The sequence below is a fragment of the Natrarchaeobius versutus genome (assembly GCF_041205745.1).
In the GTDB taxonomy this organism is placed as follows: Archaea; Halobacteriota; Halobacteria; order Halobacteriales; family Natrialbaceae; genus Natrarchaeobius; species Natrarchaeobius versutus.
Map to the genome: position 1 here is coordinate 90,043 of NZ_JBGFCC010000001.1, position 23,381 is coordinate 113,423.

Sequence of the window (23,381 nt, forward strand, 5' to 3'; positions counted from 1 at the left end):
GGCGAGTGTCGAATAAAGCTACGGGTAGACGATTCGGTCGCAACCAGCCTCAGACCGCGTCGCGTCCGCGGGAGATCGGGGTACGGTTTGGGCTATATCGGGGCGTCGGATCCCGACTCGGGTCCGCCCTCGAGCCACTCGAGGGCGCCCTCGACGTCGTGAGTCGGCGGCGAGCACGTCCGATCGTGACAGACGTACAGCGTCGGTTCGCCGTCGCGGGCCTCGCGCCCGGCCCAGATCGGCGGTGTATCGTCGAGATCGAGTTCTGTGAGCCACGCCTCGAGGTCGTCGTCGGTCGGCGGTCTGCGGGCGAACAATCGGTTCGGGAGGTATCTCGAGGCGAACCCGTCGCGCCACTCGTCGGGGACGTCCTCGGCGGCGACGGTCACCTCGAGCAGGCCGGACTCGAGACGGTCGGCGCCGAGACAGAGCGTCGCGTGCTGGAGCGCGTTCGTCTCGAGGCGGTTGGCGTGGGTCTCGAGGACAGTCGCGGCGATTTCCTCGAACTCGTCGGCCGCGAAGCCGTCGAGTGCGAGCAGGACTTCGACGGCGACGCCCGCGGCGGAGGGAGTCGACTGGTCACCCAGCTCCTGTGGCCGCGTGACGAGCGATTCGCCGCTTTCGGGCGTAAAGTACAACGTTCCGCGGCCTTCGTCCCAGAACTCGTCCTCGATCACGCGGGCGAGGTCGAGCGCGAACGCGAGGTGGGAGTGGTCGCCGGTCGCCTCGTAACAGGCAAGCGCCCCCCGTGCGAGAAACGCGTAGTCCTCGAGGTACCCTTGCACTTTGACGTCCCCGTCCTTGAAGCGTCGCGAGAGCCGTTCCGAATCGGCGTCCCAGAGCCGTTCGCGGACGAACTCGAGGGCGTCGACAGCCATCTCGGCGTAGTCGTCCTCGCCGAGGACGAGCGCGGCTTCCGCACAGGTCGCGATCATCATTCCGTTCCAGCCGGCGAGGACCTTCTCGTCGCGACGTGGTCGCGGTCGCTCTTCGCGGGCCTCGAACAGCCGCGCTCGAGCGGACTCGAGACGGTCCCGAACTTCGTCCTCCGCGAGGTCGTGGCGGTCGGCGAGTTCGGACATCGAGGTCGTCCGGTTGGGCTGGTTCGTCCCCTCGAAGTTCCCCGACTCCGTGATATCGTACCGGTCACAGAACAGGTCGACGTCGGTCTCGTCCTCGAGTACGTCCCGGACCTCGTCGGGCGTCCAGACGTAGAACGCGCCCTCCTCGCGCTCGCCGGTTTCTGGATCCTCGCTCTGGGCGTCGAGCGTACTGAAGAAGCCGCCCTCCTCGTGGGTGAGTTCACGCTCGAGGAAGGTCAATGTCTCCGCGACGACCTCGGCGTACCGGTCCTCGCCGGTCAGCTGGTAGCCGGCGAGCAGTGCCCGCGGGATCTCCGCGTTGTCGTAGAGCATCTTCTCGAAGTGGGGCACCGTCCAATCGCGGTCGACGCAGTAGCGATGAAAGCCGCCGCCGACGTGATCGTACAGTCCGCCCTCGGTCATCGCGTCGAGTGACTCCTCGAGTACGTCGCGATAGCCCTCCTCGCCGGTTCGATCGTACGCGCGGGCGAGTACGCGAAGCCGGGAGGGCTGGGGGAACTTCGGTCCGTCGTCGCCGAAACCACCGTAGCGCCGGTCGGCGCTCCGTCGAGCCGCGTCGGCGGCCCGCAACAGGACGTCGCTCGTCGGCGGTTCGTCCGCGCCGATCGAAGCGGGCGTCTCCTCGAGTTGACTTTTGGCGGCCTCGGTCCACTGATCCGCGCGGTTTTCGACCTCCTCGCGATCGGTCTGCCAGGAGTCGACGAGCTTCTCGAGGATGTCGAGGAATCCCGGCTGGCCGCGTTTTTGCTCTTTCGGGAAGTACGTTCCGACGTAGAACGGGCGTCCGTCGGGGGTGAGCCAGGCTGAAAGTGGCCAGCCACCCCGGCCGGTGACCAGATTACAGACCGTCATGTAGATGCTGTCGACGTCGGGACGCTCCTCGCGGTCGACTTTGATCGGGACGAACTCCTCGTTGAGGAGCTCCGCGACCTCCTCGTCCGCGAAACTTTCCTCCTCCATCACATGACACCAGTGACACGCCGAGTAACCGATCGAGAGGAAGATGGGAACGTCGCGCTCGCGAGCGGCCTCGAGGGCCTCGTCGTCCCAGGGTTGCCAGTTGACGGGGTTATCGGCGTGCTGGTGCAGATACGGACTCTCCTCCTCGTCGAGCCGATTGCGCCGCGTGGGTTCGGTCATGGCCGAGCCTAAGAGGGGGTCATGTAAAAGGACGTGGTAATGTTGGTTGGTAACGATGGTTGTGATCGGCGATCGAGACCGTAGACGTGGGGCGATCCCAGCGAGATTGGTGGTGTACTCGAGTCACGCCGACGAGCCGATCGGCGGAGCCACCGTCGTTCGATCACACGCTCGTCCGATTTCGACAGGATGGACAGTACATCGAGTCGGTTCGCTGGATCATGTAGGCTTCGTCACAGTGTGGGCAGAGACAGCCGACCGAAACGTCCGACTCCCGAGCGAGTCCGCGCACGGTTCGTTCGAGACGCGCCTGTTCGCGCTCGAGTGACTCGAGTCGGGCCTCGAGGTCGTCCGGGTTCGGGTCGTCTCGCTCGTGACGGATCGTCGGTGCCGCATTTAGTGGAATCATTATCTGGTATGGATTGCTGTCACGGCACACCCGCGGAAGTCGCGGGCGCGCCGGAGCAGACTGATCGTCGTCTATCGAAGACAGTCGATAACCGGCCAAAAGGTCGCCTCCAACGTGTGATGGGAGACCGATGCCGACCGTCGGACGAACGACCTCGCGGCGGGTGTCGACCGAGGCGTGACGTGAGCGTCAGATACCGAGTCGATCCGTGACGGACTCGAGAGTGGTTTCCGATTCCGAAATCCTCGCCCAGAGGATCAACGCCGGCGGTAACGCGACGACGGACGCGACGAACGAGTAGAACACGCTGAGTGCCATCAGCAAACCGAAATCACCCAGAACCGGTGTGATCGCGAACGCGAGCGCACCGGTACCGATCGACGTCGTGAGCATACTCCCAGCGAGCGCGCCGCCGGTCCCCGAAAGCGTCGTCGTGAGCGCGGGGACCGGCTTCGAGAGCTGGTTGTACTCGTCGATGAACCGCGCCGTCGTGTGGACCGAGTAGGCGATTCCGATCCCGATCGAAATCGAGAGGATCGTCGCCGTCAGCGCGTTCAACGGCATGCCGAGCAGTCGCATCGTCCCGATGAGACACGCGACCGCGATCGCGATCGGGAACACGTTGACCACGCCGAGCAACGGCCGCCCCTCGAGTACCGCGTACGCGATCACGAGGAACACCGCAGTCAGTCCGATCGCGAGCATCATCCCCTGAATCGCCGACGCGAAGATGATGTCGCTGACGGCGTCGAAGACGACGATCTCGCCGGTCGCGGTCGATCCGTACCGGAAGTCCTGTGCGAACGTGCCGGCGTCCGCCGCAACCTCGCTCTGGCTGGCGTCGGCGTCGACGGCGTACTCGAGTTTCGCGCCGCGGCGGTCCGCCGTGAGATACTGTTCTGCCTCCGCGCCGGCCGGTGAGGCGAACAGTTCGTCGTACACTCGATCGAGGTTCCGATCGGGAATCCCGTTCCCGCTTCGGTCGTTTCGTTCGACGAGCGCGGCGAACTCGGGGTCTTGCTCGGCGTACGACTGGATCACCGTGACGATGCTCTGGGCCTCCGCCTGTCCGCCGTCGCCGACCGCCAGACTACTCGGCGGGTCGTCGTTCGGCGCCTCGAGGGCTTCTAACGCGTGATCCTCCTCGAGAGGCCCCTCGACGTATATCGTCACCGACTCGTCCTGGTTCGTCGCGAACCGATCCTCGAGTAGGTTGATCGTCCCGGTGATCGTGTACTCGCCGGGAGCGAACGGTTCGGGAACGTACTCGACGTATTCCGGCTGTTCTTCCGGCGGCAGGAAGTCGTCCTCGTCGAAGGTGGTGTCGACGCCCGCACCGTAGCCCGCCGCGCCGACGCCCACGAGCAAGAGTGCGAGGACGAAAACGACCGGCGCACGTTGGCTTACGGTCGCCGGGATCGACAGCAACTGCCCGAACGACGACTCCTCGGAGGCGATCGGCGTGGAGTCGAACTCGGGCACGCCGAATCGCTCTCGGAGGCGATCGACCTCGAGTTTCGTCGCGGGAAGGAAGAATCCAAAGATGAGGAACGTAAAGACGATCCCGACGCTCGAGGCGATCCCCATGTCGCGGATCGGAGCCAGATCGGAGACGACGTTCGCCCCGAAGCCGAAGACGGTCGTCGTCGTCACGATGACGAACGCGATCATGAGCTGGTTGTTCGCGGTTCGCATCGCCGTCACCGGCTCGACTCCGTCGACGATCTCCTCGCGGTAGCGGTTGACGATGTGAATCCCGAAGTCGACGCCGACCGCCAGCAACAGGACGGGAACGGCGATCATCATCTGGCCGAACGGAATCCCCGCGTAGCCGAGAAAGCCGAACGTCCAGACGACGGTCATCACGAGCGCGAGCAGTCCCAACACGAGGTCGACCGGATCCCGGTAGGCGACAGCGAGAAACGCGAGCAACAACAGGACGACGATCGGCATCACGATCGCCATCGAGTCCTCGATGATGTTCTCGAACTCCTCGTCGATGATGCCGGATCCGAACGCGCGCAGATCGGTGGGTTCGTCGTCGGCGATCGACTCGACGGCTCGCTGGGTATCCGTCAGATCGTCGTCTCCGAACTCCCCAGGAACGTCGTGATCGATGACGATGATCGCCGCCGACGCGGAGGCGTCGTTCGGGTTGAAATCCTCGGAGACGATACTCGCAAACGCCGGGTCGTCGGCGAGCGCCCGGATCGTCCGGTCGACCTCGGCGTTCGTTGCCCCCTCGAGGACCCGCCGTTGTTCGGCCGCCGTCTCCGCTTCGGGGTCGATCGCCTGGGCGACGACCGTCGCCGGACCGTCCGCCGACTCCATCCGGAGGTCGTCACGCTGTTCGACCCGCTCTAAAACGACGAGCGAGCGAACCAGCTCCTCGCGGGTTAGGACGTCGGTTCCGGTGTGGACCAACTGTGTCGATTCTTCACCGGTGTCGAACGCACCGTCGAACTCCTCGTCGACCGCGTCGAGGGCGTCCTGTTCGGGAATCCCGTCGGTGAACGCGTCCATCTCCCCCTCCTCGGATTCGATGGCCGTCATCCCGCCGGCGAAGATCGCGGTGAGAACGAGAAAGACGACGATGACCGCCTTCGATCGATCGACGATCGTCTCGTTGAGTCGTGCGGTCGCCTCGTCGATCCGCGCTCCTGGCTCTCTCATCGTGTTTCTCTATTTCCGCCGGTAGACGTACGCGCCGGCACCCAGCCCGAGGCCGGTCAGGACGATCGTTCCGATCAGGAAGCCGGGTATGCCGCCGCCGCTCTCACCGACCTCGATCGCGACGCGGCTGGTGTCCGAAAGCTGACTGTTTCCCCGTTCGTCGTCGTACCGGAAGTCGAAGGAGACCGGATACGTCTTCGCCACCGCCGACGAGTCGGCGCTCAGGTGGAAGGTCATCGTCACGGTCTCTCCCGGCTCGAGTTCCTCGACGAACCCTTCGTCGTCGTCGCTGTCGAGGGGGTCGTCGGCGAACAGTCGCGCCTCGACGTCCGTGACGGTCTCATCGAGGTTGTTCGTCACCTCGACGGTGACGTGTTGTTCGTCGCCGGCGGCGATCTCTCGCTCGAGAACGTCGACTTCGAACTGATCGCGCTTTGGCTCGACGTCCGCGACGACCTCGAGGTCGTCGTAGTGGCGCTGTTCGAAGTCGGCGTTACGGTACTGGACCGCGAGATCGATCGTCCGTGCGACGGGTTCGGCCCCGCCGCTTACCTCGAGGGGGAGCCGGAACGACGCCGACTCGCCGGCCTCGAGCGATCCCACGCTCACGCGTTGTTCGATCGGGATCACGTTCGGTGACTGCTCGGCGAACCGGACGACGACATTTTCCGCGTCGCTCGGTCCGTCGTTGACGACGACGCCGTGAAGGTCGCCATCCTCGCCGACGTAGAGGTCGGATTCGACGTCGGTCACCGAGAACTGCTGTTCGGTGTGGGGGGTAACGCCGACCGACGGACTCTCGTCGACGCGCTGTAGCCCGTCGCTGGTCTTGAACTGGACGGTGCCATCGAGCGTGTAGCCACGAACCGGCGCGTTCGGCGCGACGCTGACGTCGTACTCGACGGTCACCGACTCTCCGGGCGACAGTTCGTCGATCCACGCCGAATCCTGTGCGCTCTCGCCGAACGCGAACCCTCGACTCGAGGACTCGAGGACGACGGTGACGTCGCGTGCGGTCTCGTCACCGACGTTTTCGACGGTCGCTTCCATCGTCCCGGAGTCGCCGACCTGTGCGTCGGTCTCCGCGCCGGTGATCGTAAATCGTGCTTCGTCGTCGACTTCGACGTCGATGGACGTCGACAACGTTCGCGACCGATCGTCGGTGACGCCGTTTCCGGATCGCTGGTAGGTGTGGGCGTAGGAGACGTCGAGGTCGATCGTGTACGTCCCCGCGTCGACGTCGTCCGGAACGCTGATCGCGAGGGGGACCTCGTTCGGTTGGTTCTCGGTGACGCTTCCGACCGATACCTCTCCGCTCTCGACGGTGAGCGGAGTCCCGCCCGCGTCGGCGTCGACGCGGACGTTCCGAGCGGTCGTCACGAGCTCGCGCTGATCCGACGGCCCGAGCCTGAGGTGTCCGCTGTTCGACACCTGGAGGGGAACCTCGTTCGTCTGTCCCGACTGGAGTTTCGGTTCCGGCGCATGGACTTCGAGGTCGGGCTCCCCGCGGATGAGCGTTCGTTCACCCGACGGCTGTTGCTGTCGTTGCAACGCCGGTTCGGACTCCGTTCGAACCGATTTCGTCACGGTCTCCCCGAATTCACCGTCGTCTGCATCCCCGTCTGTGACCGACTCGAGCGCACCGTTATCCCCAGCGTCGGCCGCGGTCGATCCACCCGCCAGAACGAGACCGGCCGCGCCGGTGATCACCGCGAGCGCGACCACGACGACGATCCCGACCGTTCGTTCGTTCATCCACCAACCCTCCACCGCCCGCACCGACGGTCGTTTTGACAGCGGCCTGGGAACCGCTCCGGGTTCTCGCTGTGGAGGCGCTGTGGGCGGCAATCTCGTTCGATCCCTAACGTGTCCATACTGTATAGAGAAACACAAAAACAAAAAATGTTTTGATTCATGGGTTCCTACATTCTCGCATTCACATGCTCGAGACGGACGACACCGGTCACGCGACACCGAACGAGCGATCCCGTATCGGAGTGGAATCGAAATACACACACCAACGACCGACGACCCAACGACTATCGCGATGAAGGGGTTCAGCGACGAGGAACGCGACCGTATCAGGTCAGACTTGCTCGAGGAGGGTCGAACGCTGTTCGCGCGATTCGGACTCGAGCGAACGCGAATCAAAGACATTACCGAGGCGGTCGGAATCGGAACGAGCACGTTCTACCAGTTTTTCGACTCGAAAGAACAGCTGTACGCCGAGATACTCATCAGGGAACGCGACCGCCTCGACGAGAAGATCGCCGATTCGATCACGGACGTCGACTCGCCTCGCACACAGGTTCGGCTCACCCTTCGAACGCTGCTCGAGGAGGTCGAAACCAACCCGCTCGTCCATCGGTTCGTCGTCGACGGCGAACTCCACTCCCTCCAGGATCGACTCTCGGACGACGAAAAACGAGCGCTCAGCGAGAACATCCGCGAGCGGGATTTCAGATACGCCGAGGAGTGGACGGCCCATTCGACGTTCAAATACGACGATCCGACGGCGATCAGTTCGTTGTTCCGAATGCTGATCTTCGTCAGCCAGTGTAAGGACGCCTTCCCGGTCGACGACTGTTCGCCACAGTACGAAGCGACCCGGGATCTTCTGATCGACGTGGTCGTCGACGGTCTCTTCGACGACGATAGTAACAACTGAACCGATTGACAGACCGTTCGCAACCGCCGCCAGGGGATCGGCTTCCGACCGATCCCCGTGTAGACAGTCCCAAGTGGATGTGCAATGACGTTCAGTGGCAACTATCGTTTCACGTACGTGTGAAAAATATCGGGGCTGGTTCGTCTGTCTCGCGGCCTCACCGCGACGGAGCGGCGTCCGGCGCGAACTCGTCGACGAGGTACTCGAGCGTGCGATCCATCCGCTCGATGTGATCGGTCTGGGACTCGACTTCGGTCGCGATCGCGCCGGTGTCCTCGGCGATGTTCTCCGCGCTGGTGACCGTCTGATCGACCATACTCGCGACCTCCTCGGTGCTCGAGGCCTGCTGGTCGGTCGCGACGGCGACCTCCGAAATTCCGTCGGAGACGTCCTCGACGGTGTCGTGGATCTCGTCGAACGTGTCGACCGCTCGTTCGATCGACTCGATACCCTCCTCGATTCGGTCGTTGTTCTCGTCTAAACTCTCGACTGCAGTCGCGGTGCTCTCTTCGACGTCGCGGATCATCCCTTCGATCTCGCTCGCACGCGCCTGCGAATCCTCGGCCAGCGATTTCACTTCCGAAGCGACGACGGCGAAGCCGTCGCCCGCTCTGTCGGCGTGAGCGGCCTCGATAGAGGCGTTGAGGGCGAGCAGGTTCGTCTGATCGGCGATGTCGTTGATCACTTCGATGATCTCGTCGATCTCTCCGACGCTTCGCTGGATCGCGCTGACGTCTTCGGTCACTTCGTTCGCCGTCTTCTGGATCTCCTCCATCGCCGTCCCGATCTCCGTCGCCGACTCTTGGCCGTCCTCGGCTAGCTCGCGGGCCGACTCCCCGGCCGATGCGACTTCCTCGGAGGACGACGCGATCTCTTCGACCGCCGCCGAGAGACTCGACATCTCCTCCGCGACGAGCATAACAGACTCGTACTGTTCGGAGGCCTCCGCGTGAATCTCCTCGAGTCGGTCGCTGATCTCGCCGGTACTCTCGCCGAGTTCCGCGATCGACTCCTGCATCTCCGCGGCGTCGCCGTTGTCGTAGTCTGCGTCAGTCTCGAGGTTCGTGACGGCCGACGTGTCGACGTCGGTGTCGACGTCGTCTTCGATCTCGTTGCGATCGGCCAGTTTCGACGAGTTATCGAACGACACGACCGAAGTCCCCCCGAATAAGCCCACACGACTCTTCACGCTCACCGTTCGATTCGAAATAATTTTTACCTCTTCTGAATTGCTGGTTCATCGATGTATCACGTCCGGACGGTCTGGAGTAAAGACTGTCGGCCAACAACGTTGGTATCGGCCGAGTAAACTCCTGGGAACCGAAATAACGTTTCCGAGGAAGCGCCCGATCGGGTTCTACTGTGCGCTCGCCGCGTCGACGACCCGCCCGAGGAACAACACGGCGTCCGTTGGCCGATCCCGGACGAAAAACAGGAACGGCCGGTCGGCGGTCACCGTCGGCGGACCGGATCCCAGTCCACCGGAGAATCCCGTCGCGGCGACCGCTTCGGTTCCCTCCTCGTCGACCGAGACGTACGCCTCGTGGTAGACGTCGAAGAGGTAGAGGTCGTCCGCCCCGGCGTCCGTCGGCGCGACACCTTCGAAGTTTGCCGCCTCCGGATCGAACGGATCGGACATCCCGAGTTCACCGAGGACCTCCGCGAGTTCGAACTCGACGTCGAACTCGAACTGGGGGAGCTGGATCATGGCCTCTCGCTTTTCGAGCGCGTCGAAAATCTCGGCGATCCGATCGGCGTCGAGGTCGGCCTCGAACGTCTCGAAGGCCTCGCCGGTCCTCTCAGCGTCGGGATCGGCCTCGGACGGCCGGGGAACGACGACCACCATGCTCACCTCCTCGCCGACGTACGGGAGTTCGAGCGCCCGGTAGTCCTCACCGTAGGCGTACGGAAAGTCGTCGGTCTGACTCATCATCTGAACCTCCTCGGTCGAGCCGTCCAGCGCTGTGAACGTCCGTTCGTGGGTGTCGTCGGGATCGAACGCCTCCGCCCAATCTGCGAAGAGTGCGACTGCGTTTGTCACCACGAGCCGCGTCGTCTCGGTCACCGAGCCGGGTGGAAGGAGTTCGTCGATCCGGCCGTCGGTCGCCTCGTCGACCCACTCGTTTACCTCACCTCGAGCGGCGTTGCGATCGTCGACGAAGTCGAGTTCGCGGAGGCCGGTTCCATAGTTCGACTCGAGGGTCTCCAGAAACTCCTCGCGATAGGGGTAGCCGTCCTGTCCCCACAACGCGTTAGCGACGGTGAGATCGAACTCGTGTCCGCCACGGAGTCGGTCGACGACCCCAGGGGTGGCGGCGTCCTCGGCCCGTTCGTTCAGATCGTACTGGAGCGCACCGACGGCGGGGTGGAGGTCGTCTTCGGGTGGGAACTCGAGCGTCTCGGTCAGCTGACTGGCCGTCTCCTCGCGAGCGCCCGCTCGAGCCATCGCGAGTGCTGCGGCGATGCTCACCGGCGAGAAGACGACGTTCGCGTTCGGTTCGCCGTTCGCGAACTGCCGGAGCATCGCGGTCGCGAACTCGGTATTACCGCGAATCAGTTCCTCGAGGTGTACGTCGGTTGCCGCGGGTCTCGTCTCGGGACCGAGGTCTCCCTCGGGGCCGGCGCGGGTGTGCCAGAGGAGGCCGCCGCCACCGACGCCGACGCCGAGGAGGGCAAGGGCGTGTCGGCGTGAGAGCGTCACGATTGTCGAGTAAGGGAAGTTACAGGTATAAATGAATGGGTTCGAACGGGCGACCGTCGCTGAAAATCGGTTCCGGTATCCCGCGCCCCGTCTGTGGTTACACCGGTACACCATTACAACGAGCCTACTCAATCGTCGGCCGGTCCGGCGTCGGGCCGGTAGGCCTCACTAATCGACTTCCAGACGCCGGACCGGAACCGCCAGTAGTTGAGAACGGCGGGTATCGCGGCCTCTCCAAGGAATGCGAGGTACAGTCCCCAGTACCCCAATTCCGAAACTGCGCCCAGGTACGCCACCGGAACGGCAACACAAAACATCCCCGTAAACTGGCTCACGAAGGGAATCGTCGTATCTCCGCTGGCCTCGAGCGGCCCCGCCGTCGCGCTCGCGACGGACTGGAAAAGCATCGCGACACAAGCCGCATACACCAGGTTGACGGCGATCGGAATCTCGCCACTCGCCGGATCGTCGGAGAACAACGTGACGATATCGTGAACGAAGATCGCGACGACAACTGCAAACACCGCGTAGGTGACCGTCGAAAACAGGACGATATCCCGGCCGTAGTCCTCCGCGACCGTTTCGTCGTTTCGTCCCAGCGCTTGGCCCACCAGACTGGAGGCCGCCAACCCGAACCCCCACCCGGGTGCGTTCATCAGACCCCAGATCCGCCGGGCGATCACGTATGCGGCGACCGTATTTTCCCCGTACATGTCGAGGATACCGAGCATCGGGAACTCGAAGGCGGCCCAGACGAGACTGCGCAACCCGATCGGCGTGCCGATCGTCACGAGATCGGCTAGCACGTCCGGGTCCAGATACCGTCCGGTTGGATCGATCGTCACGGGGAACGCGCCGATCCACGGAAGGCTCCCCCGGACGAGACCGATCGCAAATGCGGCGGCGACGGCGACGTTCGAAACGGTTGTTCCGAGCGCCGCCCCGGTCACCCCGAGTCCGATGCCGAAGATGAATATCGTATTCAAGACGATATTCACCATCGCGCCAGTCACGCGAATCTGCATCGCCGTGTACGAGTCGTCACACCCCATCAACACACGGCTTCCCACCAGGTTCAACGCGAGAAATGGCGTCCCGAACGCGACGATACGAAGATACTCCGCCCCGTGAGAAATCACTCGTTCGTTCGAGGTCAGAAGCGAGATGAGCAGATGGGGGTAACTCCAAAAGAACCAGACGAACGGGAGACTAACCGCCAAAACGAGTATCGCACTCGAGCGCACGGCGGTTCCCAGTTCGTCGTATGCATCGGCGCCAAAGCGCTGGGAAACCAAGGCGATCGTTCCTCCCGCGACACCGGTTCCGACTGCGAAAATCACCCCCCAGAACGGCCCCGCGAGTCCGACACCAGCAACGGCGGAGGTCCCGACGGCGACGCCAACCATCGCGATGTCCACCGCATCCTTCGACATTCGAGCGAGGCCGGTCACCATCCGGGGCCAGGCGAGGTTCGTCGCCTTGATCGCTCTCTCCCGGTCGATTAATCCGACCCGAGATAACGCCAACCCGATCCACAGCACGGCCAATCGAACCGGATTCGGTACCGATGATTTTTGTTGCCGTCCAGCGGTTCTATCTCCCATACAGTAACCGATTACCTACCGTCTCGAGTTACCCGAAAATCGACGCCAAAATCCCCTGTTAAAACCATACTATATTGAACTATATTGTGTGCTGTCGTCTGCGTCGTTTATTCTTTCTTCAATCGTAGTATATCACTATCGGAATTAGCTATCAGAACTGCCCGCTCTGAGGCGTGATACCGTGACGTGCAACGGGAGGCTGTCGGAGGCCGTCGAATTTTCCGCGTACGATACGTTCGACGGCTCGGCGGACCCAACACAGGGTCGAACACATCGTGGTCGGGCACCGGCATCGACGGCAACACCCGCGGCGTCGTGTGGTTGCGAGTCCGCTCGAGGCCAGTCGCTTGATCACGCAGTAGGAGTGTAGGTGGCCACCTACGCCAGCGGACGTCCGATCGCACGAGCGCCGCGAGATCGGCGCGTAACCTGCTTCAGTCGGGAGCGTAGGTCCGATCGGACTCCGGCCCGTCCTCGGGGAGGTCGACCACCTCGAGGACGACGCCGTTCATCTCCTCGCGGGTGTCGAGGTACCAGAAAGGGCCGCCCTGGTAGACGCCGCTCTGAAGCACCGGGATGCCGGCGTCCTCGTAGCGCTCGACGACGACCCGTGGATCCTCGAACGCGTAGCACGCGACGTGGTGGATCCCCTCGCCGTGTTCCTCGAGGTGTGCGGTGTAGGTGTTCTCACCCTCGAGGGGTTCGATCAACTCGAGGTCGACGTCGCCGACGCTCGCGAGCGCGAGTCGCCACGACTGGTGGGTCTCCTCGCCGCGATACGTCGCTTCGGCGAGTTCGGGCGGCTCGAACCGGTAGACGTGCCAGGGTTCGACGCCGAGCATCGCTCCGAACCGATCCATTCCGTCCGCTAAGTCCTCGACGACGATCCCGATCTGGCTGAGTTCGGGCAGTTCCACGTCGAGGTCGGATACATCGATCATCGACCCGCTGGTTCGGGAACCAGGCCGATAAAGCTACTTGGAAAGCCCGGACGCCGTTCGACTCCCGCGACTCGCCCACCTCTGCCGTTCGCTTTGCCGCGGTTCCCGGACGTCGACCCGAATTTTTCGGCCGTCGACTCGAATCGCGCTCTCGTTGCGCGCTTTGGGCGCATCCGTGGGCCAGTACGTACGTCACTGGGTTCGTCGAACACTGCTCGCCCGTTCAGTCCGCAAGATCCGTGATCGAGCGATTCACGGTCCGCTATCGTAGCCACTGAAAAACAATGCACATCCGATCGCCAGACGGATCGGCGATCGGTGTGTACATCGTTTCATACGGACCGTTGTCGTCGTTGCCGGTGGTCGCTCGGACGGGGTCAGCGATCACCGGTAACACGCGACAACAATCCGTATCAGTTGATACTATAGAGCCCAACGTTTCGAACAACCACGACTTCGAGTCGGCGGACTGCCCGCGGACAGCGCGGGCGCCAACGCAGGGCGTCCGATCTCCACTGACGGTGACCCTCGCGACGGACCCGATGGTCGCCGTGTTCCGCTCTGGAGTGGGAAAAACAGTGAGAACGTCAAATATCAGTCGCCACAGACTGAGTCGGTTCGAATCCGATCAGTTCAGTTCCGAGTTGAGCAGTCGGCGAAGCACCAGGTGAAGGACGCCGCCGTTTTCGACGTACTCGACCGCCATCGGCGTGTCGACCTGTGCGGTGACGTCGAACTCGACGGTCTCGCCATCCTCGTTCTCGGCGGTCACGGTCAACACGGCGTTGGGCTCGAGGCCGTCCTCGAGGCCGGAAATCTCGAAGTATTCGTCACCGTCGAGGCCGAGTTCCTCCCAGCCCTCGCCGTCGTCGAACTGGAGGGGTAAAACGCCCATACCGATGAGGTTGTCGCGGTAGATGCGCTCGTAGCTCTTGCCGATGGTCGCACGGATGCCGAGCAGGTCGGTCCCCTTTGCGGCCCAGTCTCGGCTCGAGCCGGTCCCAAGCTCTTCGCCGGCCATGACAACCAGTGGAGTGTCGTCCTCGCGGTAGCGCTCGGAGGCCTCGAAGACCGAGGTCTCCTCGCCGGTCGGGTGGTGGACCGTGTAGCCACCCTCCGTCCCGTCGAGCAGTTCGTTCTTGATGCGGACGTTGGCGAAGGTCCCGCGCATCATGACCTCGTGGTTCCCGCGGCGCGAGCCGTAGGTGTTGAACTCGTGGGGTTCGACGCCGCGTTCTTTCAACCACTGACCGGCCGGCAGGTCCTCGCCGAACAGGCCTGCGGGGCTGATGTGGTCGGTGGTCACGGTGTCGCCGAGGGTCAACAGCGCGCGGGCATCATCGACGTTGTCCACGCCGGGGGCCTCGAGCGGGAACTCCTGGAAGAACGGCGGCTCGCGGATGTACGTCGACTCCGAATCCCAGTCGTAGACGTCGCCGTCGGGCGCGTCGAGGGACTCCCAGCGCTCGTCGCCCTCGTAGACGCTCGCGTACTTTTCCTCGAACATCTCGGGGGAGATGCTGTCGTGGATCGTCTCGCGGATCTCTTCGGTATCCGGCCAGACGTCCTCGAGGTAGACCTCCTCGCCGTCGTCGTCCGTGCCGATCGGCTCTTCCTCGAGGTCGATGTCCATCCGGCCGGCGAGGCCGTAGGCGACGACCAGCGGCGGGGACGCGAGGTAGTTGGCCTGGATCTTCGGGTGGATACGCGCCTCGAAGTTGCGGTTGCCCGAGAGGACGCTCGTCGTCCAGAGGTCGTGTTCGTCGATGGCCTTCTCGATCGGCTCCGGAAGCGGTCCGGAGTTACCGATACAGGTCGTACAGCCGTAGCCGACGACGTGGTAGCCGAGGTCTTCGAGGTCCTCGAGCAGGCCCGAGCGCTCTAAGTACTCCGTGACGACGCGGCTTCCGGGTGCGAGGCTCGTCTTGACGTACTCGGGCACCTCGAGTCCGGCTTCGGCGGCGTTGCGCGCGAGCAGACCGGCGCCGACCATCACCGACGGGTTCGACGTGTTCGTACAGGACGTGATCGCGCTGACGAGGACGTCGCCGTGGCCGATCTCGACCTCGGTGCCGTCCTCGAGTTCGACGGGCACCTTCTCGTCTAACGCGAGGCCGGGACCTGCGGCGGTCGAATCCGCCGTGGAGGTGCCGCTCCCGTCGCCGATGGCGGGTTCGCCGCCCGGACCGAGGACACCCTGTTCCTCGAGCAGGCTCGGGAAGTGCTCGTCGAGGTCGCCCATCGGGATGCGGGCGTGGGGTTTCTTGTGGCCGGCGAGGCTCGGTTCGACCTCGCCGAGGTCGAACTCGACGACCTCCGTGAACTCGGGGTCCTGCTCGCCGAACAGGCCCTGCTCCTCGAGGTACGCGCGAACGAGGTCGATGTGTTCGGGATCGCGACCCGTGAGTTCGAGGTACTCGAGGGTCTTCTCGTCGACGGGGAACATGCTGATCGTCGAGCCCTGTTCGGGAGCCATGTTCGAGATGGTCGCCCGATCCGCAACGGAAAGCTGGGAGACGCCGGGGCCGTAGAACTCGACGAACTTGTCGACGACGCCGACTTCGCGCAGTTTCTCGGTGATGTGGAGCACGAGGTCAGTCGCCGTCGCACCCTCGGGGAGGTCGCCCGAGAGGCGGACGCCGACGACTTCGGGCAGGGACATGTTGATCGGCTGGCCGAGCAGTGCCGCTTCGGCCTCGATACCGCCGACACCCCAGCCGACGACGCCGATACCGCCGATCATCGGGGTGTGGCTGTCGGTGCCGACGAGCGTGTCGGGGACGAGCCATCGCTCGCCGTCGACCTCGCGGTCGTGGACGACCCGGCCGAGATGCTCTAAGTTGACCTGGTGGACGATCCCGGTTCCCGGCGGGACGACTTCAAAGTCCTCGAACGCCTGCTGGGCCCACTTGATCGCGCGGTAGCGCTCTTCGTTTCGCTCGTACTCGATCTCGACGTTCTTCTCGTAGGCGTCGTCGGAGCCGAAGTGGTCGACCTGGACGCTGTGGTCGATGACGAGGTCACACGGCACTTCGGGTTCGACGACCGTCGGGTCGACGCCCTTGCGGTCTGCGGCCGAGCGAAGCGCCGCCAGGTCGACGACTGCCGGAACGCCGGTGAGGTCCTGGAGGACGACTCGCGAGACCGTAAACGGCACTTCGGCGTCCGGCACGTCGGGTTCCCAGGATGCCGCCGCGCGGACCGCGTCGGCGTCGATCACGTCGCCGTCGGCGTTTCGCAACACCGACTCGAGCAGAATACGAATGCTCACGGGCAGTGAATCCAGATCGCAGAGGCCCTGTTCCTCGAGCACCGTCAGATCGGCCATCGTATACGTTTCCCCGTCGTGTTCGAACTCCCGGATCGCATCCGAGAAATCCTCGGTTACCATGATGGCGCCTTTGAATCGGCCGCATTTGAAACTGCCGACTTCCGCAATTGGAGCGATATAATCCCCGCATTCGTTGGGCCACGGTCTCGGACCTCGACCGACCGTCGTGGAGTATCGCCTCGAGTTCGGAACGCGGAGACGATCGCTCAGCCGGTATCGTAACAACTGCAACGATGTACACACTGATCGCCGAGCTCACGGGTCACTGGGTTCCCCGCTCGCTATTCCGCGGTTCTCGCTCATGGTTCGAAAAGCGAATATTTTCGTCATCACGAACGACCGCTGGTCGTTCGAACGACTTCTTGGCTCACGGGTCACGTCCGTTCCCCGTTCGCCGTTCCGCGGTTCTCGCTCGCTTCGAACCGCGCTCGCTCCGAACCGCGCATTTCGTCTGGCGATCAGGTGTGCAAGACCTGCAGTGGCTCCGATAGCTTCTCGACTCGAGGGAGAGGAGATTGGAGGGGGTCTGATACGATCTGCTGTATGACATTTCCGGTGCGACCGCGACCCGTCCTGCGGTCGCACCGGTAAATCGTTACAGCAAACCGTATGAGACGGGGCGACTCGAAAACGGGCTCGAGGATGACGGGAACCACTCGAGTCGAACTCGCCGCCTAGTCGGACCGACTGTCCGCGGATTCGCCGATTCGAACGTACTCGACGAACGCGAACCCCTCACGGTCGTCCCGGCTCACCTCCTGGTACGCCTCGCGATCCCACTCGGGAAATCGCGTGTCGCCGTCGGGGTCGTCGTGAATCTCTGTCACGATCAGCCGATCGAGCGCCGACAGGAGTTCTTCGTAGACGGTTGCCCCTCCGGCGACGAAGATTCGGTCGGCGTCGTAGCGCTCCCTGGCGATACGCTCGGCGACCGTGAGGGCCTCCCCGAGCCCGTTCGCGACCGTCGCGCCGTCGGGAACCTCGAGATCCCGGTTCGTCAACACGACTGTCGTCCGACCGGGCAACGGTTCGCCGAGCGTCTCGAGAATTCCCTCGTACGTGACCCGGCCCATGATCACGGGGTGACCCATCGTCGTCTCCTTGAAATGTGCGAGGTCGGCGGGAACGTGCCAGGGCATCTCGCCGTCGCGGCCGATGATTCCGTTGTCGGCGACGGCGACGATACCGACGAGTTCCAGCGGCGTCTCGAGGTCCGGTATGGGGTCGACACGCTCACGTGCCGGGCGCGAGGTGCTCGCGTCGCCTTGGGAGGGGCGGTCCTCCTCCGGGCGCGACGCGTCGGCGGTTTCGCGGGCGGAGTCGTCGTCTTTCATTCGGCGACCGCGAATTTCAGGGGATCGTGGGAGTCGTAGCCGTGTAACTCCACGTCGTCGTAGGCTAGATCGTCGATCGTGGCGTCGCCGACCTCGAGCGTCGGCCGCTCTCTGGGCTCGCGCGTGAGCTGTTCGAGTAAGTTCGGCACGTGGTCGTAGCCGTCCTCGCCGTCGGCCTCGGCGGGCGCTTCCGACTCGAGCCACTCGCGGACCTCGCGGTACTCCTCGCGGTCGTCGACCGCGGAAAGGCGGGACTGGAGTGTCTCGAGGTTGTCGGCGTACCACTCGCCGCGGTCGCCACGCCCGCAGTAGACGTGGGCGTCGACGACCGTGTGGGCGAACGTGCCGGGCTCGAAACCGGTCTGGTTCGCGACGACTTTCGTCAGGAGGGCGTAGGCCGCGACATTGAACGGGATTCCCAGCGCGATGTCGCCCGAGCGCTGGGTCAGGTGGCAGTTCAGCCGGTCGCCCTGGACGTTGAAGACGAACGAGTAGTGACACGGCGGCAGCGTCGAGACGGTGGCGTTGGCCGGGTGCCAGGCGTTCACCACGAGCCGTCGGGAGTTCGGCGAATCCGAGAGCGTGTCGACGACGTACTGGAGCTGATCGAACGTGAGTCGGCCGTCTTCCTCCTCGGTCACCCATTGGTGGCCTTCGTCGGGCCAGGACTCCCCCTCGAGTCGTGCCTCGCCCTCCGGAATCGGGTACCGACGCCAGAACCGCCCGTACGCGGTGTCGAGGTGGCCGTCGTCGTCGGCCCAGGCGTCCCAGATCTTCGTCTCCTCGCGCAACTCCCGGATGTGTTCCTCGCCGGAGAGATACCAACAGACTTCGTGGAGCATCGAGTTCCACCGGTAGTCGTCCATCCGCTTGGTCGTCAACAGGGGATACCCTTCCCCCAGGTCGACCTCGTAGTGCTCGCTGAACGAGGAGATGGTGTCGACGCCGGTCCGGTTCGGCTTGTACGCGCCCTCCGAGAGAGCCGAATCGACGAGCTCGAGGTACTGTCGCATTATCCCCCTTTTCGAAGCGACCCTACATATGCGTTTGAGTTCGATCCGACTTAGGTCGCGTCTCGACCCGATAGTGTGGAACGAACTCGCCGTGGTGCTCGTCGCTCGTTCGTGGGCGCAAGTTCCAACACCGTCCCGCGAGAGGTGTCATACGACGATGACGATTCGGGAGACGATCGAGACGACGCCCCTGATCGACAACCACGCCCACCCCATCGAGCCGCTGTCGGAGACGGACGTCCGCGAGCGCTTCGCACGCTGGTTCACCGAGGGTGACCTCGAGTATCGTGACGCCAGACACACCCTCAACTATCGGGCGGCGCTTGGCGTCCTCGCCGAACGGTTCGACGTCGACGCCAACCCCGGTGACGACGCGTTCGAGCGGGAACTGCTCGAGCGACGTGCCACGGTCGACCGCCGCGAGTACACCCGCGACTGTATCGCCTCGACGAACACCGAGATGATCCTCGCGGACGACGGCTTTCCGGACACCTCGCCCGCCGAGTTCCGCGAGTACACCGACGCGGACGTCCACCCGTTGTTGCGCCTCGAGCCGCTGGCCGAGTCGCTGATCGACGAGCACGCCGAGTTCGGGGCGTTCGAGGACGCCCTCGTGGATCGGATGGAGTCGGCGCTCTGCGGTGAGTACGTCGCGCTGAAGACCATCGTCGCCTACCGGCGCGGGCTGAACGTCGGAACGGCCGACCGCGCGGACGCTCGGGCGGCGTTCGCCGACGCCCGGTCGGGCTGGGACGGCCGCCTCCAGCACCCGCGACTGCTGGATTACGTGGTCCATCGCGCGTGCGAGGTTGCCGCCGACTACGATGCGCCGATCCAGTTTCACACGGGCTTTGGCGATCCGGACGCCCACCCGCGGTACGTCGATTCGACGCATCTCGTGGAGTGCATCGAGGCCCATCCCGAGACGCCGTTCGTCCTCCTCCACGGGGCCTACCCCTACGTCGGCCAGGCGGGGTACGTGACCGCGACCTACCCGAACGTCTACCTCGACCTCTCGCTGGCGATCCCGTTCGCCCAGCACGGCTCCGAACGGGTGGTCTCGACCGCGATGGAGCTCGCGCCGACGACGAAACTGCTCTACGGGAGCGACGGCTTCTCCGTCCCCGAACTGTACGTCCTCGCGGCGCGGCGCTTCCGGGACGCGCTCGCGTCGACGCTCGAAGGGGCGGTCGAGGACGAAATCGTCACCGAATCGTACGCCGAGACGGCCGCCCAGAACGTGTTGCGCGAGAACGCGCTTCGACTGTATGACCTCTAGTGGCGGTCCAAACCTGAACTGATGAGCGAAATCACGTGGTGGGTGCCGATTTCGCTCATCAGTCGACGTTTGGGACGGTACTAGCGATCCGTTTTCCCTTTCGAAACGCCGAGCCGTCGCACCGCGAACTCGAGCATCGCCTCCGCCCCTCGAACGACCTGCTCGCGCTCGACGAACTCGAGGGGCTCGTGCGACCACGCGCCCGCGGGCCCGTACTCGACGAGCGTCGGGAGCCTGGTGCCGTGGTAGATGCAAGCGGCGTCGGTGACGCCGGGAGCGACGGTGACGCCGGGATCGTAACCGAACGTCCCGCGTGCGGCGTCGATCGCCGTCGCGACGAGCGGGTGGTCGAGCGAGTCGGCCTCCGAGGCCGCGACGGCGACCGGCGGGAAGAACTCCTCAGGGTCGATCTCGGCCTCGAACTCGAGATCGGGCGTGCGGTCGGCCGCCTGTGACTCGATCGTCGTCTCGAGGTGCTCGCGGACCGACTCGAGGTCATCGGGAAACGACTCCCAGCGCGGGAAGCGGACGTCGAACGTCGTCTCACACCAGTCCGGCACCGAGTTGACGCCGCCGCGGTCGACGACGCCGTTCTCGACGCGCCGGACGTCGCCGCCGACGATCGTCGTCCCGGCCGCGACGGTGAGATCGCCGAGCAACTCGTCCTCGCGAAACGGCTCGACCAGTTCGTTCAGGAACGCTCGATCGCGAACGCCCGCAAGCGCCTCGGCAGTCCCGAGGACGGCATTTCGGCCGAGGTGAGGCGTGGAGGCGTGGGTCGACTCGCCACCCGCTCGCAGGGTGACCCACGCCAGCCCACGGTGGCCGATCGCCGGGACGAAGCCGTACGATCCCTCGAGAACGACCGCCGCACCCTCGGGATCCGGGTACCGATCGCCGAGCCAATCGGGATAGCCCTCGCGGCCGACCATCGCCTTCGCGCCCTCTTGGGCGACCTCCTCGCCGACCAGGTGGCCGTGGACGAGCGTCCCGTCGAGTTCGGCGTCGTCCTCGAGGGCCGCCTCGAGTGCCAGAAGTGAGCCGACGAGACAGACGATCGACGCCTTGTTGTCGTACGCGCCGCGGCCGACGAGGACCGCTCGCTCTTCCGGTTGGCTCGCGTCCGCGTTGCCGTTGCTCGAGCTTCGACGCCGCCAAATCCGGTCGTACCGCCCGCGGATCGAGCGCGTCTCGGTCCGGTCACCCACTCGGAGTTCGACGGTCTCCGGTTCGACTCGGGTGGCGACGCCCGTCGCGAGTTCGTACGGGTCGTCGTTCGGCCAGTCGGCCGAATCGCCGGACGGAACGGTATCGGTGTGGCTCGTACAGACGAGTAGTTCGTCGCTCGCCCCTTCGAGGACGGCATAACAGTTGTCCCGCGGCTCGCTCGCGCTCCCGACGTCGGCCAGCCGCTGACTCGTCAGGTCGGCCCGTTCGAGGCGCTCAGCGAGGAACTCGTGGAGGTGGCCGACGGTCGTCTCCGGATCGTCGGCAGTCCCCTCAGCACCCGTCACGCTCGGCCGGGCGACGAGGGCGGCGAGCAGTTCCTCGAGGTCGGTCTCGTGCTCGCGGATCCACTCGCGCCCGCACTCGACGATCGTACGTTCCGCTGCAGTGAGTTCGTCGCCCGTTCCGTCGGCGTTCCTCTCGTTCGTCGCCCCGTTCGTCGTCTCGGTCGGCCCCTGTTCGTCGGTCATCTGGTCGTCGTCTGTGGTGGTGTCCGTTCGGTTGTCGTTCGTTCGATACCGCGATCGATCGACAGCACCCGATCGATCGGAGGTCGTGAGCGGTCAGAACGCCCGCAAAAGGTAGTCGGCGGTCCACTCACCGTCCTCGTCGACCGATGCCTCCCACTCGCTTCGTTTCACCTCGAGGTACGACTCGTAGAGCGTCTCGCCCAGAGCGTCTCGAAGGACGTCGTCCTCGGCGAGTTCGTCCAGTGCGTCCGCCAGCGTCTCTGGCAGGCGCTCGATGCCACGGCCCTCTCGTTCGTCCTCGGAGAGCGCCGAGGGATCTCGCTCGAGCGGTTCACCGGGGTCGAGACCGCGCTCGACCCCGTCCATTCCGGCGGCGAGCAGACCAAGTTGGACGAGATACGGGTTGGCGGTGTTGTCACAGGACTTGTACTCGATCCGCGTCGATCCGGCTTCGTCGCTCCAGTTCGTCGACGGAACGCGGACGCAGGCCTCGCGGTTGTCCGGCCCCCAGCAGGTAAACGCCGACGCCCACATGCCCGGCTGGAGTCTGTCGTACGACTGCACCGTCGGCGCGGTGAGCGCGACGAGCGCGGGTGCGTGCTCGAGGACGCCCGCGACGAACTGCCGACCGAACTCGCTGAGCCCGTATGCGCCGTCGCCGCCGGAGTCGGCGAAGACGTTCTCGCCGTCGCGCCACAGCGAGAGGTGGACGTGACAGCCGCTTCCTGGAAGCCCGTCGAACGGCTGTGGGGCGAACGTCGCCTCGAGGTCGTGCTGGCGGGCGACCGCGTTGACGGTGGCTTTGTAGAGGACGTGGTTGTCCGCCGCGGCGATCCCCTCGTCGTGCTCGATCACGAGTTCCTGCTGGCCGGGACCGTACTCGGGGTAGTAGTTCGACAGCCCCAGACCCTGGGCTTTCAACGCATCGATCGTCTCGAGGATCACGTCGTGGGCCGAATCCATGCCCTCGACCGCAAAGCAGGTGCTGTCGTCGAACGGCTCGAGGCCGTCGCCCTCCTCGGGCTCCCGTGCCAGGTAGTACTCGCCTTCGAACGCCGCGGCGGGCACGAGGTCGTCGTCGGCCAACTCCGTGAGATACGACTCGAGTTGCGAACGCGGGCAGGCGTCCCACGGCGTGCCGTCGAGTTCGTACATGTTACACAACGCGACCGCGGTCCGGTCGGCGTAGGGGAGGACTCGGAACGTCTCGGGGTCCGGCACCACTCGCACCTCCCCGATCGGGCCGAACGTCCCGCCGGGAACGAGCGCGTCGAGGGCGTTGAACGACTGCATCCCTTTCGTGAGGTTCGCGCCGTCCTCGAAGATGGCGTCGACGTCGCCGGCGTCGAGGACGCGCCCTCGAGGCACACCACTGTTGTTCACGAACAGCAGTCGTACGAGGTCTACGTCGTTGGCGTCGATCGTTCGTTCGATGTCGGTTGTGTCTGTCATTGCTGATCCCGTGAGTGTCGGCTGGTACCACGAACC

15 protein-coding genes are annotated in these 23,381 nt (G+C 64.5%); 2 read left to right on the forward strand and 13 right to left on the reverse strand.

Features of this window, described 5'->3' with window-relative positions:
- Positions 1-92: 92 nt before the first annotated feature.
- From AB7C87_RS00425 to AB7C87_RS00440, 4 genes are all read right to left on the reverse strand, one after another.
- Complete coding sequence (locus AB7C87_RS00425) at positions 93-2,243, reverse strand: thioredoxin domain-containing protein (RefSeq protein ID WP_369727433.1); 2,151 nt, start codon at positions 2,241-2,243, stop codon at positions 93-95.
- Positions 2,244-2,406: 163 nt separating this feature from the next.
- Positions 2,407-2,652 carry a hypothetical protein gene (locus tag AB7C87_RS00430; RefSeq protein ID WP_369727434.1) on the reverse strand — a complete coding sequence of 82 codons (246 nt, stop codon included), beginning with the start codon at positions 2,650-2,652 and terminating at the stop codon, positions 2,407-2,409.
- A 189-nt stretch (positions 2,653-2,841) separates the two neighbouring features.
- The gene (locus AB7C87_RS00435) at positions 2,842-5,325 is read right to left on the reverse strand and encodes an efflux RND transporter permease subunit (protein ID WP_369727435.1); all 2,484 of its coding nucleotides are present in this window, start codon (positions 5,323-5,325) and stop codon (positions 2,842-2,844) included.
- A gap of 9 nt (positions 5,326-5,334) precedes the next feature.
- A complete protein-coding gene (locus AB7C87_RS00440; RefSeq protein ID WP_369727436.1) occupies positions 5,335-7,080 on the reverse strand; it encodes a COG1361 S-layer family protein in 1,746 nt (581 codons plus the stop codon).
- A 292-nt stretch (positions 7,081-7,372) separates the two neighbouring features.
- On the opposite strand from AB7C87_RS00440, the gene AB7C87_RS00445 reads away from it, so the two are divergent.
- The gene (locus tag AB7C87_RS00445) at positions 7,373-7,993 is read left to right on the forward strand and encodes a TetR/AcrR family transcriptional regulator (protein WP_369727437.1); all 621 of its coding nucleotides are present in this window, start codon (positions 7,373-7,375) and stop codon (positions 7,991-7,993) included.
- A gap of 157 nt (positions 7,994-8,150) precedes the next feature.
- On the opposite strand, the gene AB7C87_RS00450 is transcribed toward AB7C87_RS00445, so the two are convergent.
- From AB7C87_RS00450 to thyA, 7 genes are all read right to left on the reverse strand, one after another.
- Complete coding sequence (locus AB7C87_RS00450; protein WP_369727438.1) at positions 8,151-9,143, reverse strand: methyl-accepting chemotaxis protein; 993 nt, start codon at positions 9,141-9,143, stop codon at positions 8,151-8,153.
- A gap of 207 nt (positions 9,144-9,350) precedes the next feature.
- Complete coding sequence (locus tag AB7C87_RS00455) at positions 9,351-10,694, reverse strand: serpin family protein (protein ID WP_369727439.1); 1,344 nt, start codon at positions 10,692-10,694, stop codon at positions 9,351-9,353.
- A 128-nt stretch (positions 10,695-10,822) separates the two neighbouring features.
- Positions 10,823-12,298, reverse strand: a complete 1,476-nt coding sequence (locus AB7C87_RS00460; protein WP_369727440.1) for an MATE family efflux transporter — start codon at positions 12,296-12,298, stop codon at positions 10,823-10,825.
- Between the two features lie 434 nt (positions 12,299-12,732).
- A complete protein-coding gene (locus tag AB7C87_RS00465; protein ID WP_369727441.1) occupies positions 12,733-13,239 on the reverse strand; it encodes a VOC family protein in 507 nt (168 codons plus the stop codon).
- Between the two features lie 628 nt (positions 13,240-13,867).
- The gene (gene acnA, locus AB7C87_RS00470) at positions 13,868-16,630 is read right to left on the reverse strand and encodes an aconitate hydratase AcnA (RefSeq protein WP_369727442.1); all 2,763 of its coding nucleotides are present in this window, start codon (positions 16,628-16,630) and stop codon (positions 13,868-13,870) included.
- Positions 16,631-17,244: 614 nt separating this feature from the next.
- The gene (locus AB7C87_RS00475) at positions 17,245-17,904 is read right to left on the reverse strand and encodes a dihydrofolate reductase (RefSeq protein WP_369727443.1); all 660 of its coding nucleotides are present in this window, start codon (positions 17,902-17,904) and stop codon (positions 17,245-17,247) included.
- Positions 17,901-18,917: a thymidylate synthase gene (gene thyA / locus AB7C87_RS00480; RefSeq protein WP_369727444.1), complete on the reverse strand. Its 1,017-nt coding sequence runs from the start codon at positions 18,915-18,917 to the stop codon at positions 17,901-17,903. The genes AB7C87_RS00475 and thyA overlap by 4 nt, the downstream gene beginning before the upstream one ends.
- 157 nt (positions 18,918-19,074) lie before the next feature.
- On the opposite strand from thyA, the gene AB7C87_RS00485 reads away from it, so the two are divergent.
- Positions 19,075-20,196 carry an amidohydrolase family protein gene (locus AB7C87_RS00485; protein ID WP_369727445.1) on the forward strand — a complete coding sequence of 374 codons (1,122 nt, stop codon included), beginning with the start codon at positions 19,075-19,077 and terminating at the stop codon, positions 20,194-20,196.
- Between the two features lie 80 nt (positions 20,197-20,276).
- Here AB7C87_RS00485 and AB7C87_RS00490 read toward each other — a convergent pair whose 3' ends face one another.
- Positions 20,277-21,893, reverse strand: a complete 1,617-nt coding sequence (locus AB7C87_RS00490) for a M20 family metallopeptidase (RefSeq protein ID WP_369727446.1) — start codon at positions 21,891-21,893, stop codon at positions 20,277-20,279.
- 93 nt (positions 21,894-21,986) lie between these two features.
- Positions 21,987-23,345: a gamma-glutamylputrescine synthetase gene (gene glnA2 / locus AB7C87_RS00495; RefSeq protein ID WP_369727447.1), complete on the reverse strand. Its 1,359-nt coding sequence runs from the start codon at positions 23,343-23,345 to the stop codon at positions 21,987-21,989.
- Between the last annotated feature and the right edge of the window lie 36 nt (positions 23,346-23,381).